Origin of the sequence: Devosia indica (assembly GCF_003056405.1) — a bacterium.
Lineage (GTDB): Bacteria > Pseudomonadota > Alphaproteobacteria > Rhizobiales > Devosiaceae > Devosia > Devosia indica.
Genome location: NZ_PYVZ01000001.1, coordinates 37,395 through 52,042 on the forward strand (window position 1 = coordinate 37,395; position 14,648 = coordinate 52,042).

Consider the following 14,648-nt stretch of genomic DNA (forward strand, 5'->3'; position numbering starts at 1 on the left):
CAGCCGATCACCTCACCCTAGCTCTGCTACGGTCCTGAGGGTCCCAGCGCCCTCCCTCCCCCTCTAGGAGAGGAAGGGCATCGTGGGCGTGGCTTCCCCTCCACCGCCTATTGGCCGTCCCCCTCCCCCGCGAAGGGGGAGGAATTAGTGCGTTGCGCCTACTCGGCAGACCAGTGCCCATACATGATCGGCATCAGGCCAACCATGGACTTGAAGCGCTCCCAGCTCTTGCGTTCGGGCAGGGTCCAGCCGGCTTCGGCGATTGCCGAGATACGGGGGAAGACCAGGCGATCGAATATGGCGCGGTCGGTCATGCTTTCGGACCAGATGCAGCTCTGCACGCCAATAAGGTGTTTCAGGCCCTCCTCGGAGAAACCTTCACGGGCTTCGAACTCGTAGGTTTCCTGCGGGCCGGACCAGCCGGCCCAGCCGGCGCCAGGCTCGGCCCAGCTCACGCCATTGGCCATGTCGAGATAATAGCGCTGGCCGGGCGAAACGACGATATCGTAGCCGCGTTCGGCCAGTTCGGCATTGATCTCCACATTGCGCCAGCCGATGACATAGGACTTGTCCTTGGCCACCGCATCGCCATGGGCCGCCTCTTCCCAGCCGCCGGTGATGGCGCCCTTCCCGGCGATATATTTGTGCACGCGCTTGATGAACTCGGCCTGGATGATCGCGGTGGGCGAACCCTCGATCTCATCGGCGCCATGGGCATTGCCGAGCTGGTTGAACTGGGCTTCGTGTTTCTTGCGCATGGCGGGACCCGCCATCTGCTCGATCATGTCGAGGGCCAGCGGCGAGCCGGACCAGGCGGCCAGCGGCACTTCGTCGGCGCCAAGATGGAAGACGCCGGCGGGGAACAGCTCAAGCACTTCATCGACGATGGTTTCAACGAAGCGGTAGACCGGCTCGTGCGCGGGATTGAGGCTGTTATTGGGGAAACCCTGTACCGACTGGTATTCGCCCTTTTCATTGGGGTCGCGCAGTTCGGGCAGCGCCTGCAGGGCGGCGTAGAAATGGCCCGGCATGTCGATCTCGGGGATGACATCCATGGCCAGGTCATCGGCCAGGGCGACAATCTCGCGCACGGTCTTTTTGGAGTAGTAGCCCCCGGTCGGCTGCGGACCCGAGCCAAGCAAGGGCGGCAGCGCCTTGCCGTGACCGCGCCAGGCGGCAATCTCGGTGAGCTGCGGATAGGCGTCGATTTCCAGCCGCCAGGCTTCGTCCTCAGTCAGGTGCCAGTGGAACTTGTTCATCTTGTTCCAGGCCATGAGACGAATGAGGCGGCTGACTTCGGCGGCGGTGTAGAACTGGCGCGCCACGTCGAGATGGCCGCCACGGAAGCCAAAGCCCGGCTCGTCACTGATAGTCCCCGCCGTGGGAAAGCTGAAAGTGGCCGGATATTGCCTGGCGCCGCGCAGCATGTGACCCAGGGTCACCAGGCCGTAAAACATGCCCTGGCGGGTGGTGGCGGACACGGTCGCGCTATTGTCGGCGAAGGCGATTTCGTAGGCTTCGGCACCCAGACCGGCTTTTTCAACGACATGGACCGGCATGCCGGCTTCCGCAGCGGGGCGGACAATGGCTTCCACCGGGAACAATTCGGCGGTGAGGTCGGCAAAGGCCGCGGCGGCGCGGCCGGCCAGATCGCCAACGGGTTTCAGATCATAGCCCGGCGGCGCGATGCGATTGCCGGTGGCGGCAACATGGTTGGGCCAGGGAATGATCGAGAACGGCGCCGGGGCCTTGGCCGGGACCGGGAATTTGACCGCGCCCTTGAGCAGGGGCGAATTGTGGCCCTTGCCCTGGGTCGGCGCGGTGGGGATGGCGACGACCTCGCCACCTTCAAGCACCAGATAGGCCGAATTGGCCCCATCGCTCCAATGGCGCAGACCGTAGGACAGGCCTCGTGCCGTCGAGGTCCAGGTGGCGCCGGGCTCGAGCACATAGCCATCGGGCGGGGCGATCAGGGTGTGGTTGGAAAGGCGCTTGAGGAGCTTGCCGTTTTCCAGGGTGGCCTGCGGGTCGATGCGGGCGGGCCCCGAAAAGCCGAGCTGGAAATTGGCAATCGGCGTATCGCCATTATTGGTCAGCTCGATGCCATAGCCGAGGGGTTCGGTAGCCGTGGCGGGAGACCAGGTGGTGACGAGGGAAAAAGACATGATGGGGTCCAGTATTGTGTCGTGGTGGTCGAGTTACCCCCACCTAACCTCTCCCTGAAGGAGGGGGAGGGATTGATCGCGTGCTGGGCGGGATTGCCGGCGCCAGCATCAAGACCGTCCCTCCCCCTGGACAAGGGAAGGCTAGGTGGGGGTGGCTTGCGTTGGTGCGCGCGGAGGCATCAATCCCCCAGCGGCTGGGCGTCGTCGCCGTCGCGATTGACGACGAGCTGGTGCTTGATGCGGCGCATGCTGGCAACTGCGGTGGGGCCGAGGCGCGCAGCAATGGTCTGGGAGAGAATGTCGACCGTGGCGAGGAAGGCATAGCGGCCCGGGGTGGGTCGCAGGATGTCCTGATTTTCGCGCCAGTGCACAGGCAGTAGAATATCGGCCTGTTCGGCCATCACCGAACCGGGCCGCGAGACGACGACACGGGTCAGGCCATATTCGCCGGCCACCGCGAGCGCCTTGACCAGCGGCACATTATTGCCAGAGAGCGAATAGGCAATTATCACCGCGCCCGAAGGGGCAGAGGCGGCGCGCATCATCTGCACCTGATGATCGATGGATGCGGCGACCTTGAGCCCGAGCCGGAACAGGCGCGCCTCGGTTTCCACCGCCATCATCGAGGAGGCACCGCCCGAGCCGAAGCTGAGGACGAAGTTGGATTTGACGATGGACTCGGCGGCCCGCTCGATGGCGTCGAAATCGAGCGTGTCGAAAGTGTCGTAGATGGTGGACTGAATGCCGTTGACAATGCCCTGAGCGATTTCGTGAACGCTCAGGGGACCCGATGCGGGAGCGAAATAACGCTGACCGACGAAGCGGGACTGGGCCAGCCGCACCTTGAAATCGGCATAGCTGTCGCAGCCAAGCCGCCGGCAGAAGCGTGTGACGGTGGGCGGGGACACATCGGCCTCGGCCGCCAGATCGACAATGCTCATCTTGAGCACGCTATCGACATCAGCCAGGACGATCTCGGTCAGGGCGCGTTCCGAGCGCGTGAAAGCGTCTTTCTCGGTCTGCAGCAGCCCCACTATGTCCAGCATCGTGCGTCCCCTCTTGCCGGCCGATGCCGCCCTAGTAGACGGCCAGGCCCCTGGCGTCGAACAGATGGGTCTGGGCGATGTCGAATCCGACCTTCATGGGCTTGCCATCTTCAAGGTCAGGATTGCCCTCGAACAGGCCAATGAAGTTTTCGCCGCCCGGCAGGGTGGCGTAGCCGATGGTGTGGATGCCCAGATGCTCGACGATGTTGGGGGTGGTTTCGATGATGAATTCGCCGCTGCCCAGGGTCAGGTGCTCGGGGCGAATGCCAATCGTCACATCCTGGCCGGCCACTTCGGTGCTGGAGCGGGGCAGCTCGATCGTGCCCAGCTTGCCCAGGTCGACCGTGACGGTGGTGCCGTTGGCAGCACGCACGCGGCCATTGATGAAGTTCATCTTGGGCGAGCCGATAAAGCCGGCGACAAACAGGTTGTCGGGCTTGTGGTAGAGCTCGAGCGGCGAGCCGATCTGGGCGATTTCGCCGGCATTGAGCACCACGATCTTGTCGGCCATGGTCATGGCTTCGATCTGGTCGTGGGTCACATAGATCATGGTCGAGCCCAGGCGCTTGTGCAGCTCCATCAGCTCGATGCGCATTTCCGAGCGCAAGGCCGCGTCCAGGTTCGACAGCGGTTCGTCGAAGAGGAAAATCTTGGGCTGGCGGACGATGGCGCGGCCGATGGCGACGCGCTGGCGCTGGCCCCCGGATAGCTGACCGGGGCGGTGCTGCAAACGGCTTTCAAGCTGGAGCACCTTGGCGGCGGCCTGGACGCGATTGTCGACTTCGGCCTGAGGCAGTTTTTCAACGCGGAGCGGGAAGGCGATGTTCTCGTAGACGCTCATATGCGGATAGAGCGCGTAGGACTGGAACACCATGGCGATGCCGCGCTGCACGGGCGGCAGATCGTTGACGATATTGCCGCCGATCTCGATCTCGCCGGCGCTGACATCTTCAAGCCCGGCGATCATGCGCAGCAAGGTGGACTTGCCGCAGCCCGATGGGCCGACGAAAACCACGAACTCGCCTTCGCTCACATCGAGATCGATGCCCTTGATGATGCGGGCTTCGTTGAAGGACTTTTCGAGGCGCTTGAGGCTCAGTTGCGACATGGTTCGCGTCTCCGGACACGGGGATTTCTTGGATGGAGCGCCGCCACCCGAGGCGGCGGCGCCAGATCGGTTGATGCCACTCGAGCATAGCTCTCATGGCCTTCTTGCCTCAGATCGATCCACCGGATCGATCTGCCCACAGGGACGGCCTTGCCATTCGAGCATAGCTCTCATGGCCTTCTCGCCTCAGATCGATCCACCGGATCGATCTGCCCACAGGGACGGCTCGAAGTTACTTGTAGAGCTCGAGCTCGCCGGCGGCCTTGGTCAGGGCGTCAGCAGGTTCGGCAGCGCCGGTGACAACCGACTGGACCATTTCGATCATGGTGTTCTGCAGACCGATATAATCGGTGAACAGCGGCTCGGGACCACCGAACTCGATGCCGTCCAGGAACGGCTTCCAGTAGGGCTTTTCGGCAACCAGTTCCGAGGTCTGCGGCTCAAGCGGACGCAGCGGGGTCAGGCCCTGGGCCATTTCGGCAGCCCACTGACGCTCGGGAGCAGTGATGAACTTGGCCAGGCTGATGGCCTGCTCTTCAACACCGGTGCCCTTGAAGACGGCCAGCGAGTCGGTGATCAGCAGCGTGCCGGGACCCTTGGCGTCCGGACCCAGAGGAAGCGGAGCAACGCCCCAGTTCATGCCGGCTTCTTCCGCGCGGAGGGCAGCACCGACCGAAGCTTCGATCATGGCAACGCCACCATCGAGCCAGATGGCACGGACTTCGTTCTGCTCGTAAGCGGTCGGGCCTTCCTCGGAATAGGGGATGATTTCATCCAGGGCGGTCAGGGCCGCCAGAACCTGCGGCGAGTCGGCAACGATGTTGCCATCGGCGTCGATGATCAGGCCGTCATTGGTGTAAACCCAATGCAGGAACTGGTGCATGGTGTTGTCAAAGGTCTTGGCAACGGCACCATAGCCGGCAGCATCGGTGTTCTCGGTGATCTGCTTGGCGAAAGCGATCTTTTCTTCCCAGGTCGCGGGCGGCACTTCAGGATCGAGACCGGCTTCTTCGAACAGATCCTTGTTCCAGAACAGGGCCTTGGTCGAGAAGGCAACCGGAACGCCCCACTGGGTTCCGTCGAAGGTGACGGTATCGGGCACGTAGTTGTAATAGGATGCCTTTTCCTCGTCCGTCATCGGCACGGGAACGATCAGGTCGTTGATGGCGAACTGCTTGAGGGTACGCGAGCCGACATAGGCCAGCGCGACCGGGGTGCCGGCAGCGGCCAGCGTGGTCACCTTGTCCTGGCACTGGCCCCAGCCCACGATCTCGGGGACAACCTTGAAACCGGGATTCTCGGCTTCCCACTCGGCGAAGTAGTCGGCATAGCCAGCGGTCAGCTCGTCACCGCAGTTGATGAAGGCGATCTCCTGATCCTGGGCATAGGCCGCCGGGGCGGCACCGGCCAGAGCCAGCATGGACACGGTTACCAAACCGATTGTCTTTTTCACTTGGTAGTCTCCCTTGATTGCGGGCCCCTCGGCCCTCTCGGAGCCGTTCAGCATTGGCTGTTGAACGATCTCCAAACCTTGATTGGTGCGGCACCGGCCCGGACCAGGTCCGGATTGGCGCCGCGCCAGTTATTGCTTCACGGCACCGGCGGTAAGACCGGCGACGAGATAGCGCTGCAGGAACACGATGACGATCATGACCGGCAGGATTCCGACGAAGGACGCCGCCATCAGCTCGTTCCAGATCACTTCCTGCTTGCCGAAGAAGGCGAAGAGCCCGACCGGCAGCGGCATGAATTCTGTCTTGGAGTTGAAGGTCAGCGCGAAGATGAACTGCTGGGCGTAGGCACCGATGAAGGTCATGATGGCGACCACGACGACGCCCGGCATGGCCAGCGGCAGGATGACCCGGCGCAGGGTGTAGAGGCGGCTGGCGCCATCGACCCAGGCGGCTTCGTCCAGCTCGCGCGGGATGCGCATCATATAGGTGCGCAGGAGCCAGACGGACGAGGGAATGAGGAAGGCCGCGCCCGGCACGATCATGGCCCAATAGGTGTTGAGCAGCCCCAGCGTGCGCATCAGGCGGAACAGCGGGATCAGCAGCACCGCGCCCGAGAACATGTTGACTGCCAGGAACCCGGCCAGGAGCAGGCCGGCACCGGTGAAGTTGAAGCGGGCAAAGGCGTAGGCGGCGGGCACCACGATGGCGACCACGATGGCCGTGACCACGGTGGAGATGAAGAAGGAATTGAAGATGTGCATGCCCAGGGCAGGCACGGATTCCCACATGGAGAAATAGGCCGCAAAGGAGCCGTTTTCGGGGATGAAGCTGTAGGGCGTCGAGAAGAGCTGGGCCAATGGCTTCAATGACACCAGGAACCCTTCGATGAACGGGGCCAGCACGAAGAACAGGAACAGCGCGATGCCGGCATAGAGCCCGACCACCTCGAGCAGGCTGTAGCGATCGATCATCGGGCGGCTGGCCGACCAGAGACCGCGACGGGCCTTGGCCTGAGGCTGGACACTGGCCTTGGAATCGGCGGCCGCGACCTCTGTGGAACGGGCAACGTCGCTCATTTGGCTTCTCCCTGCTGGAGCTTGCGGACGGCGCGGAAGTAAACAATGCAGAAGGCGGTCACGAAGAGCGAGATGACCACGGCACGCGCCGCGCCCTCGCCATATCGGCGCGACCCCATGGCGGTCTTGTAGGTGTCGATGATCATCGTGGTGGTCGAGCCGGACGGGCCGCCCTGGGTCAGGATCCAGATGATGTCGAAGGAATTGAAGGTGGCGATGAGCGAAAGCAGGCTCATGGTGATGATGGCAGGCACCATCAACGGCACGGTAATGCGGCGGAAGCGATAAAAGCGGCCCGCGCCGTCGGTCCAGGCGGCTTCATGCAGATCGCGCGGGATCGACTGCATGGCGGCCAGGAAATAGATGGTGACCATGGGCACGCCAATCCACACATCGGTGATGATCGTGGCCCAGAATGCGGTCTCGCCATAGGCCAGCCAGGCAATGGGGCCATCGGTGATGCCGAAATTCTGCAGCAGGCCCGAGATCATGCCGAACTGGCCATTATACATCCAGCCCCACATGAAGATGCCGATGGCCATGGGCACGATCCAGGGCGGCATGGTGAGGATGCGGAACAGGGCCTGGCCGGGAATGGCGGCATTGAGCAGCACGGCGCCCAGCATGCCGATGATCATTTTCAGGCTGACCGAAAAGAAGGTCCACACAAAGGTGCGGATGATCACCTCGGTGAAATTGCCGGCGCCGAAAATGCGCTCGTAATTGGCCCAGCCGATGAAATCATAGCCAGGACGCAGCGAGGCATTGGTGAAGCTGAGAATGATCGTATCGACCAGCGGGTAGGCCACGATGGTCAGGATATAGAGCAATGCCGGAGCCAGCAGGGCGAGGGCGAAGAGGGTGGCGCTTCTTGTGCTGGTCATCGGCTTTCTCCTCAGTTCCCTTTGCCCAGGGCAGCGTCGAAGCGCTGCCAGATCGGGGCCATGTCGACGACAGACTTGTTGCGCATCGCCTCATCCATGGACAGCGCCAGAAGGCCTGCTTCAAGCGCGTCGGTGACCGAGACAGGCAGGGGCACACCGTCGATCATATGCAGAAGAATATCCTCGGCCATCTGCTCGTCGGCGCCGTAATGCTGGCTCAGCTCGGAGGTCTGGTAGGTCTTGTCCTCAAGCCGCTCGGAGGTGCGGCTGTCGGTGACCTTGAAGTAGTTGCGAATAAAGTCGCCTTCCGCCATGCCTTTGGCACCGATCACCGCGAAACGGCGGAAATCGTCGGGCACGTTCATATTGGTGTGGAAGGTCAGAGCCGCGCCGTTCTCATACTGCACGATGGCGGTCTGGAAGTCGATGATATCGCCATCACTATCGAACACCTTGTCCGAGCCCTGCCAGCCCGACGGCTTGCGGTGATAGACGTTGAGATCGTTGACGCCGGCACCCTGAGGCGCGTTTTCGGGCGTGAAGCTCTTGCGCCCACCGAAGCTGGCCACATAGCGCGGGCGACAGCCCATCACGCCATTATAGAGATCAAGGTCGTGGCAGCATTTCTCAAGCATGAAGCTGCCCGAATATTGCTGGTAACGCCGCCAGTCGCGCATGAAAAAGGCGCCGTGATAGGGCGGGATGGTTTCGGACGCCTCGATGGAGGTGACATCGCCCAGCTTGCCCTCGGCCTGCGCCTTGCGCAGGTCGACATAAAGCGGTGCATAGCGCAGCACCAGACCCACCATGACATTGTCCGAGCCGTACTGACCAATCAATTCGGCCAGCGCCATGGTATCCTCAACCGAGGTCACCACCGGCTTTTCGGCGAACAGCTTCATGCCGCGCTCAAGACCAATGCGAATGTGATCGAGATGCATATGGTTGGGCGAGCCGACCATGAGCAGATCGAGATTGGCCTCGTCGATCAACTGCTCGAGGCTGTCATATTGCTGACCAACGGAGACGCCATGCTCCTGGGTATAAGGCAGACCGGCCGGTGCCGGATCGACATAGCCGACAATCTCGAAATCGTCCCGCGCTGCGGAAAACACCCGCGCCAGATAACCCAGACGATAGCCGAGACCGATAATGCCTACCCGCATACCTTGCCGTTCCCTGTTTTGTTCCATTCCCGACCTCTTGCGGATCGGTGTCGTTTGTGTAAACGATTTTCAAGACTAGGCGCCTTGCCAACACAATGTCAACACACATTCGACGCCAATACAATACCAATTTAAGCCACCTCGGATTCTTGCTCAATCGCGCGCCGTTTTGCTGATTTTCTGGGCATATGCGAGGTGTTTGGCGGGATGCAGGGTGTGGACAAATGTGCTTTCTCGGCGCACCATGTCGCAATTGGTATCCATGTGGCCTCTTTCACGAGGCGACAAACACATGACGTATGTGAAAATTTGAAACAGAACTGGTGGACGTGCCTCAGCGCGTCACCGCGCAGGCAAGAGATGCGAAAATGAGCCTATCGACCAATCCCTTCCCCAATGATGCAGACCGTTCGGCGATCTGGACCATGCTGGTGCCACGCGACATCAAGGCTTTCGTGAATGCCGACTGGTCGATGGTGGAGGGCGACTTCATTGCCGATGATTTCATGGGCATCAACGGCAACAAAAACGACAATCCCGATGGCTGGACCATCAGCTATCCCACCCTCGCGCAATATCGCGATGAGTGGCTGCGCCAGGCCCATGAGGGCCAGAAGGTGGTGTATGCCGAAGACCAGGAAGCCGGGATCCACCGGGCAACCAGCCTGACCGAAATCGAGATTACCGGCGAGCGCGCCATTGCCCACAAGAAATTCAAGGGCGAGATCGCCTTGGCGGATGGCGGCAAGGACGTGCTGAACTGGCAGACCCTCTACTTCTGCCGCAAGGTGGACGGCCAGTGGAAGCTGACCGGATTTGTCGGCTACCTGCCCTATCCGATGCCCAACCGGGGCTAAGCCTGGCGCCGGCCCCACCCCAGCCCTCCCCATCAAGGGGAGGGAGCCGCGTCGCGCTGCCGGGTAGGCCGGTGGCCATCACAATTGAGCAGCTCCATGTCCTTCCTCACACCCCAGCGCCTTGTCATGCTGGTCTTCTTTCTCCAGCCCATTGCCTTTGGCTCCTGGCTGCCGCGCATTCCCGAGATCCAGTCAGCCATGGGGCTAGGCTCGGCGGCGCTGGCCATTGCGCTGCTCGGCATGCCGGTGGGCACGCTCTTGACCCTGCCCTTTGCCGGGCCGCTGGTGGGCAGGATCGGCGCCCGCATGGCGATCCTGATCGGCTTTGTGTTCTATTCGCTTGCCGCCTGCCTGCCGGTGCTCGCGCCGGACCCGATCCTGCTGTTCATTGCGCTGATGCTGGCGGGTTCGTCCATCTCGTTTGTCGAACTGGGGCTGAATGTCGAAGCCGACCTGGTGGAGAAATCCACCGGCAAGCTGATCATGAACACCTCGCATGGCTGCTGGTCGCTGGGCATCATGGTGGGCAGCCTGATCGGCTCGGGTTTTGTCGCTGCCGGCGTTGCGCCCGGTATCGCGTTGCCGCTGCTGGCCCTGGCCATCCTGCCCATCGCCTTGCTGGCCGGGTGGGCCCTGCCCGCTCTGGACGACAGGACCGAAAACGAGACGGGTGCGCCGAAACGTTCAGCATGGTCGCTGCCCAGTCCCGCACTGGTCGGGGTATGCCTGTTCGTCTTCGGCATCACCATGACAGAAGGCGCGATGGCCGACTGGTCGGCCATATTCCTGCGCGATGCGCTCAATGCCGAGGGCGGGCTGGTGGGCCTGGGCTATTCGGTATTTGCCTTCATGGTGGCGGCCGGCCGGTTCGGCGGCGACTTCCTCAAGCGCCGGCTGGGTAGCGTCAACACGGCCCGCTTGTGTGGCACGCTGGCGGTGCTCGGTGCGGCCCTGCTGTTCCTGGCGCCGAGTGTCGAACTCGCGCTGATCGGCTTTGGCACTATCGGCATTGGCGTTTCAGTCGGCTTCCCCCTGGCCGTCACGGCCGCTGCCGGCATTGGCGACCGGGCCGCCTCGGCCAATGTGGCCGTGCTCTCCTTTGTGGCGCTGACCGGCTTCCTGATTGGCCCGCCGCTGATCGGCTTTGTGGCCGAGCACAGCGATATCCGGTTCGGGGTCGCCTGCGTCATCCCCATGCTGGTGGTGAGCCTGTTCCTCACCGGGCGGCTGACGCCGCGCCGGGCCCAGCCTGCCCATAATCCTGAAGCCCAAGTTCCTGGAGTTCTCTAGTGAAGATTGCCGTTGCCGGCCTGCACACTGAATGCAGCACCTATAACCCCGTCCTGGCGCGCGAAGCCGATTTTCGCGTGCTGCGTGGTCCGTCCATGCTCAAGGATCAATATTTCGATTTCCTGACGCATTTCCCGGCCGAGTTCATCACCATCCTGCATGCCCGGGCCATTGCCGGCGGACCGGTGGAGCGGGCGCTCTATGATCGCTGGAAATGTGAGATTCTTGATGGCCTGAAAGCCGCCATGCCGCTCGACGGTGTCTATCTGGCCATGCATGGCGCCATGCATGTCGAAGGCATGTTCGATGCAGAGGGCGACTTTATCACCGCAGTGCGAGAGGTGGTAGGCCCCGATGTGCTGATTTCGGCCAGCTATGACCTGCACGGCAATATCAGCCAGCGCATTATCGACGGGCTGGACATGTTCTCGACCTATCGCACCGCGCCACATATTGACGTGCCCGACACCATGCGCCGTGCCGTGACCATGCTGGTGCGGGCGCTCAAGACCGGCGTAAAGCCGATGTTGGCCTGGGCACCGGTGCCGGTGCTGCTGCCGGGCGAACGCACCTCGACCCAGGACGAGCCGGCGCGCACATTCTACACGCAGATCCATCAGGTCGAGGAGCCCAGCGGGATCTGGGATGCCTCCTTCCAGGTGGGCTATGTCTGGGCCGACGAGCCGCGCGCCACTGCCTGCGCCGTGGTCACCGGCACCGACCGGGCGGCCATCGAAAAGGCAGCGATCCATCTGGCGCAGGACTATTGGGATATCCGCGAGGGCTTTGTCTTCGGCATGGAGACCGGCTCAATCGAAGAATGCGTAGACCGGGCGGTGAGCAGCCCGACCCATCCCGTGGTGCTGGCCGAATCGGGAGACAATCCGACCGGCGGCGGCGTGGGCGACCGGGCCGAAGTGCTGGCGGCGCTGATGGCCAAGGATGCGCAGGGCGTGATTTTTGCCGGCATTGCCGACAAGGCGGCGACCGACGCGGCCTATGCTGCGGGTGTGGGCGCCAGGCTGCCGCTCCATATCGGGGCGAGCCTTGATCCCTCGAGCACGCCGGTCAATACCGAAGCCGAGGTGGTATTCCTGGCCGAAACCGAAAACGCCCATCTGCGCGAAGCGGTGGTGCGGATTGGCGGCATCGATCTGGTGCTGACCGCGCGCCGCCGGCCGTTCCACAATATTGCGGATTTCACCCGGCTCGGGCTGGATCCACACGCGGCTAATATCATCGCGGTGAAATCGGGCTATCTCTCGCCAGAGCTGGGACCCATTGCCAATCCAGGCATCATGGCGCTGTCGCCGGGTGTGGTTGACCAGTTCGTCGAGCGCACCGAGCGTAAGCACACGCCACGCCCGAGCTATCCGTTCGACACGGATTTTGGGTTTGTGCCAGTGGTGAAGTGGTCGAAGCGGGCGGGGTGACTGGCGGCCTTGTTCTCTTCTCTTGATGGGGCGGGAATGATGGTGGGGCTGACTTCTCTGCCACCGCACCTTCCCCCTTCCCTCCCTTTCGTTTAGTTACAAAACGAAAGGGAGCGCACCACTATGACCCCATCAATGCGGCAGGCGAAAATCGTCGAGCTGGCGCGCCAGCAGGGCGAGGTGAGCGTCGAGGAACTGGTTGCCGCTTTCGAGGTGACGCCGCAGACGATCCGCAAGGACCTCAATATCCTCTGTGACCGGGGGGCGCTGAAACGCACCCATGGCGGGGCGATGCACCCCTCGGGGGTCGAGAATGTCGAGTATGAAGCGCGTCGACAGATTGCGCCGGCGGAGAAGCGCGCCATCGGCAAGGCGGCCGCGGCGTTGATCCCCGACCATGCATCGCTGTTCATCAATATCGGCACCACCACCGAAGCGGTCAGCCAGGCGCTGAGCGAGCATCGCGGGCTGATGGTGATCACCAACAATATCAATGTGGCCAATCATTTGCGCGTGGTGCCCAGCACGGAAGTGGTGATTGCCGGCGGGGTGGTGCGGCCCAGCGATGGCGGTATTGTGGGCGAGGCGGCAGTGGATTTCATACGTCAGTTCAAGGTGGATTTTGCCGTCATCGGCGTCTCCGCCATCGACCCGGACGGGGCGCTGCTGGATTTCGATTTCCGCGAGGTGAAAGTGGCCCAGGCGATCATCGCCAATGCCCGTCATGTGATCGTTGTGGCCGACCAGACCAAATTCACCCGCACCGCCCCGGTGCGGATCGGGCATCTGAGCCAGGCGCACAGTTTCATTACGGACATCTGCCCAGTGGACTCCATCCGGCAGGTCTGCACAGATGCCGGCATTGCCCTGATCGAGACCGGGGAACTCTAATCAGCCGGCGAAGGCGTTCTCCGAAATCGAACTCGGCTTCATCTCGATCGAAAAGCCGGGACGCTCGGGCGGCATATAGGCTGCGCCCCGGATCACGCAGGGATCAAGGAAATGCTCGTGCAGGTGATCGACATATTCGATGACCCTGCCCTGCTTGTCGCCCGAAACGGCGATGTAGTCGATCATGGAAAGGTGCTGGACATATTCGCACAGGCCCACGCCACCGGCATGGGGCCAGACCGGCTTGCCGTATTTGGCGGCCATAAGCAGTACGGAGAGCACTTCATTGAGGCCACCAATGCGGCAGGCATCGATCTGGACGATATCGATGGCGTCGCGGGTGATGAATTGCTTGAACAGGATCCGGTTCTGGCACATCTCGCCGGTGGCGACCTTCACCGGGGCAATGGCTTCGCGGATCTTGCGGTGGCCTTCGACATCGTCGGGGCTGGTCGGCTCCTCGATGAAGAAGGGGTTGAAGCGCTTGAGCGCATTGACCCAGTCGATGGCCTCACTGACCTCCCAGACCTGGTTGGCATCGATCATCAGAAAACGATCCGGCCCCATGATCGAACGGACGATTTCGAGGCGGCGCATATCGTCGTCACGGTCGCGCCCGACCTTCATCTTAATATGGGTGAAGCCAGCCTCGACTGCCTCGGTGGCCAGACGGGTCAGCTTTTCGTTGGAATAGCCGAGCCAGCCAGCCGAAGTGGTGTAGCAAGGGTAGCCTTCCTCCCGCAGCCGGGCGATGCGTTCGGCCTTGCCGGGTTCGGCGGCACGGAAAATCTCCAGCGCCTCGTCTGGCGTGATGGCATCGGTCAGATAGCGGAAGTCGATGATGGAGACGAGCTGTTCGGGGCTCATTTCGCTCACATAGAGCCAGACGGGCTTATTGGCCCGCTTGGCCAGCAGGTCCCAGACCGCATTGACCACGGCGCCGGTCGCCAGATGCATGGCGCCCTTGTCCGGCCCGATCCAGCGCAATTGGCTGTCGCCGGTGACATGCCGCCAGAAGCGGCCGGGGGCCTCTTCGATCCAGTCGAGATCAAGGCCGACAACACGATCATGGAGGGCCTTGATGGCCGCCACCACCACCTCATTGCCCCGGCCGATGGTGAAGGTGAGGCCATGGCCTTCCAAATCGCCATCGGTGCCGAGCACGACATAGGCGGCGGAGTAGTCCGGATCGGGGTTCATCGCGTCCGAACCGTCCAGCGATGCCGAGGTGGGGAAGCGCAAATCGTGCGTGGTGAGGGAAGTGATCTTGATCATGGC

The 14,648-nt window shown here is 62.4% G+C and carries 12 protein-coding genes; 4 read left to right on the forward strand and 8 right to left on the reverse strand.

Features of this window, described 5'->3' with window-relative positions:
* Positions 1-158: 158 nt before the first annotated feature.
* From DDE76_RS00165 to DDE76_RS00195, 7 genes are all read right to left on the reverse strand, one after another.
* A complete protein-coding gene (locus DDE76_RS00165) occupies positions 159-2,165 on the reverse strand; it encodes a beta-N-acetylhexosaminidase (RefSeq protein ID WP_245891742.1) in 2,007 nt (668 codons plus the stop codon).
* 179 nt (positions 2,166-2,344) lie between these two features.
* Positions 2,345-3,211: a MurR/RpiR family transcriptional regulator gene (locus DDE76_RS00170; protein ID WP_104892238.1), complete on the reverse strand. Its 867-nt coding sequence runs from the start codon at positions 3,209-3,211 to the stop codon at positions 2,345-2,347.
* Between the two features lie 31 nt (positions 3,212-3,242).
* Entirely contained in the window at positions 3,243-4,319 is a 1,077-nt protein-coding gene (locus DDE76_RS00175; RefSeq protein WP_104892239.1) for an ABC transporter ATP-binding protein, read from the reverse strand.
* Positions 4,320-4,551: 232 nt separating this feature from the next.
* Entirely contained in the window at positions 4,552-5,739 is a 1,188-nt protein-coding gene (locus DDE76_RS00180) for an extracellular solute-binding protein (RefSeq protein ID WP_104894774.1), read from the reverse strand.
* 162 nt (positions 5,740-5,901) lie between these two features.
* On the reverse strand, positions 5,902-6,744 hold the full coding sequence (locus DDE76_RS00185) for a carbohydrate ABC transporter permease (RefSeq protein ID WP_104894775.1): 843 nt from the start codon (positions 6,742-6,744) through the stop codon (positions 5,902-5,904).
* A gap of 101 nt (positions 6,745-6,845) precedes the next feature.
* Entirely contained in the window at positions 6,846-7,733 is an 888-nt protein-coding gene (locus DDE76_RS00190) for a carbohydrate ABC transporter permease (protein WP_104892240.1), read from the reverse strand.
* 11 nt (positions 7,734-7,744) lie between these two features.
* On the reverse strand, positions 7,745-8,899 hold the full coding sequence (locus DDE76_RS00195) for a Gfo/Idh/MocA family protein (protein ID WP_104892241.1): 1,155 nt from the start codon (positions 8,897-8,899) through the stop codon (positions 7,745-7,747).
* A 368-nt stretch (positions 8,900-9,267) separates the two neighbouring features.
* Here DDE76_RS00195 and DDE76_RS00200 point away from each other — a divergent pair, with 368 nt between their 5' ends.
* The 4 genes from DDE76_RS00200 (at position 9,268) to DDE76_RS00215 (ending at position 13,370) form a co-directional block, all read left to right on the forward strand.
* The gene (locus tag DDE76_RS00200) at positions 9,268-9,756 is read left to right on the forward strand and encodes a hypothetical protein (protein WP_104892242.1); all 489 of its coding nucleotides are present in this window, start codon (positions 9,268-9,270) and stop codon (positions 9,754-9,756) included.
* 96 nt (positions 9,757-9,852) lie between these two features.
* Complete coding sequence (locus DDE76_RS00205) at positions 9,853-11,046, forward strand: MFS transporter (protein ID WP_104892243.1); 1,194 nt, start codon at positions 9,853-9,855, stop codon at positions 11,044-11,046.
* Entirely contained in the window at positions 11,046-12,479 is a 1,434-nt protein-coding gene (locus DDE76_RS00210) for a M81 family metallopeptidase (RefSeq protein ID WP_104892244.1), read from the forward strand. The genes DDE76_RS00205 and DDE76_RS00210 overlap by 1 nt, the downstream gene beginning before the upstream one ends.
* A 123-nt stretch (positions 12,480-12,602) precedes the next feature.
* On the forward strand, positions 12,603-13,370 hold the full coding sequence (locus tag DDE76_RS00215) for a DeoR/GlpR family DNA-binding transcription regulator (protein ID WP_104892245.1): 768 nt from the start codon (positions 12,603-12,605) through the stop codon (positions 13,368-13,370).
* Here the strand turns inward: DDE76_RS00215 and DDE76_RS00220 are convergent, their stop codons facing one another.
* A complete protein-coding gene (locus DDE76_RS00220) occupies positions 13,371-14,645 on the reverse strand; it encodes an L-fuconate dehydratase (protein ID WP_104892246.1) in 1,275 nt (424 codons plus the stop codon).
* Between the last annotated feature and the right edge of the window lie 3 nt (positions 14,646-14,648).

What these genes read in the sequence shown, in the direction of transcription:
- DDE76_RS00165 (WP_245891742.1), bottom strand. Translation starts at nt 2,165, where the DNA reads ATGTCTTTTTCCCTCGTCACCACCTGGTCTCCCGCCACGGCTACCGAA.
- DDE76_RS00170 (WP_104892238.1), bottom strand. Translation starts at nt 3,211, where the DNA reads ATGCTGGACATAGTGGGGCTGCTGCAGACCGAGAAAGACGCTTTCACG.
- DDE76_RS00175 (WP_104892239.1), bottom strand. Translation starts at nt 4,319, where the DNA reads ATGTCGCAACTGAGCCTCAAGCGCCTCGAAAAGTCCTTCAACGAAGCC.
- DDE76_RS00180 (WP_104894774.1), bottom strand. Translation starts at nt 5,739, where the DNA reads ATGCTGGCTCTGGCCGGTGCCGCCCCGGCGGCCTATGCCCAGGATCAG.
- DDE76_RS00185 (WP_104894775.1), bottom strand. Translation starts at nt 6,744, where the DNA reads ATGATCGATCGCTACAGCCTGCTCGAGGTGGTCGGGCTCTATGCCGGC.
- DDE76_RS00190 (WP_104892240.1), bottom strand. Translation starts at nt 7,733, where the DNA reads ATGACCAGCACAAGAAGCGCCACCCTCTTCGCCCTCGCCCTGCTGGCT.
- DDE76_RS00195 (WP_104892241.1), bottom strand. Translation starts at nt 8,899, where the DNA reads ATGCGGGTAGGCATTATCGGTCTCGGCTATCGTCTGGGTTATCTGGCG.
- DDE76_RS00200 (WP_104892242.1), top strand. Translation starts at nt 9,268, where the DNA reads ATGAGCCTATCGACCAATCCCTTCCCCAATGATGCAGACCGTTCGGCG.
- DDE76_RS00205 (WP_104892243.1), top strand. Translation starts at nt 9,853, where the DNA reads ATGTCCTTCCTCACACCCCAGCGCCTTGTCATGCTGGTCTTCTTTCTC.
- DDE76_RS00215 (WP_104892245.1), top strand. Translation starts at nt 12,603, where the DNA reads ATGACCCCATCAATGCGGCAGGCGAAAATCGTCGAGCTGGCGCGCCAG.
- DDE76_RS00220 (WP_104892246.1), bottom strand. Translation starts at nt 14,645, where the DNA reads ATGATCAAGATCACTTCCCTCACCACGCACGATTTGCGCTTCCCCACC.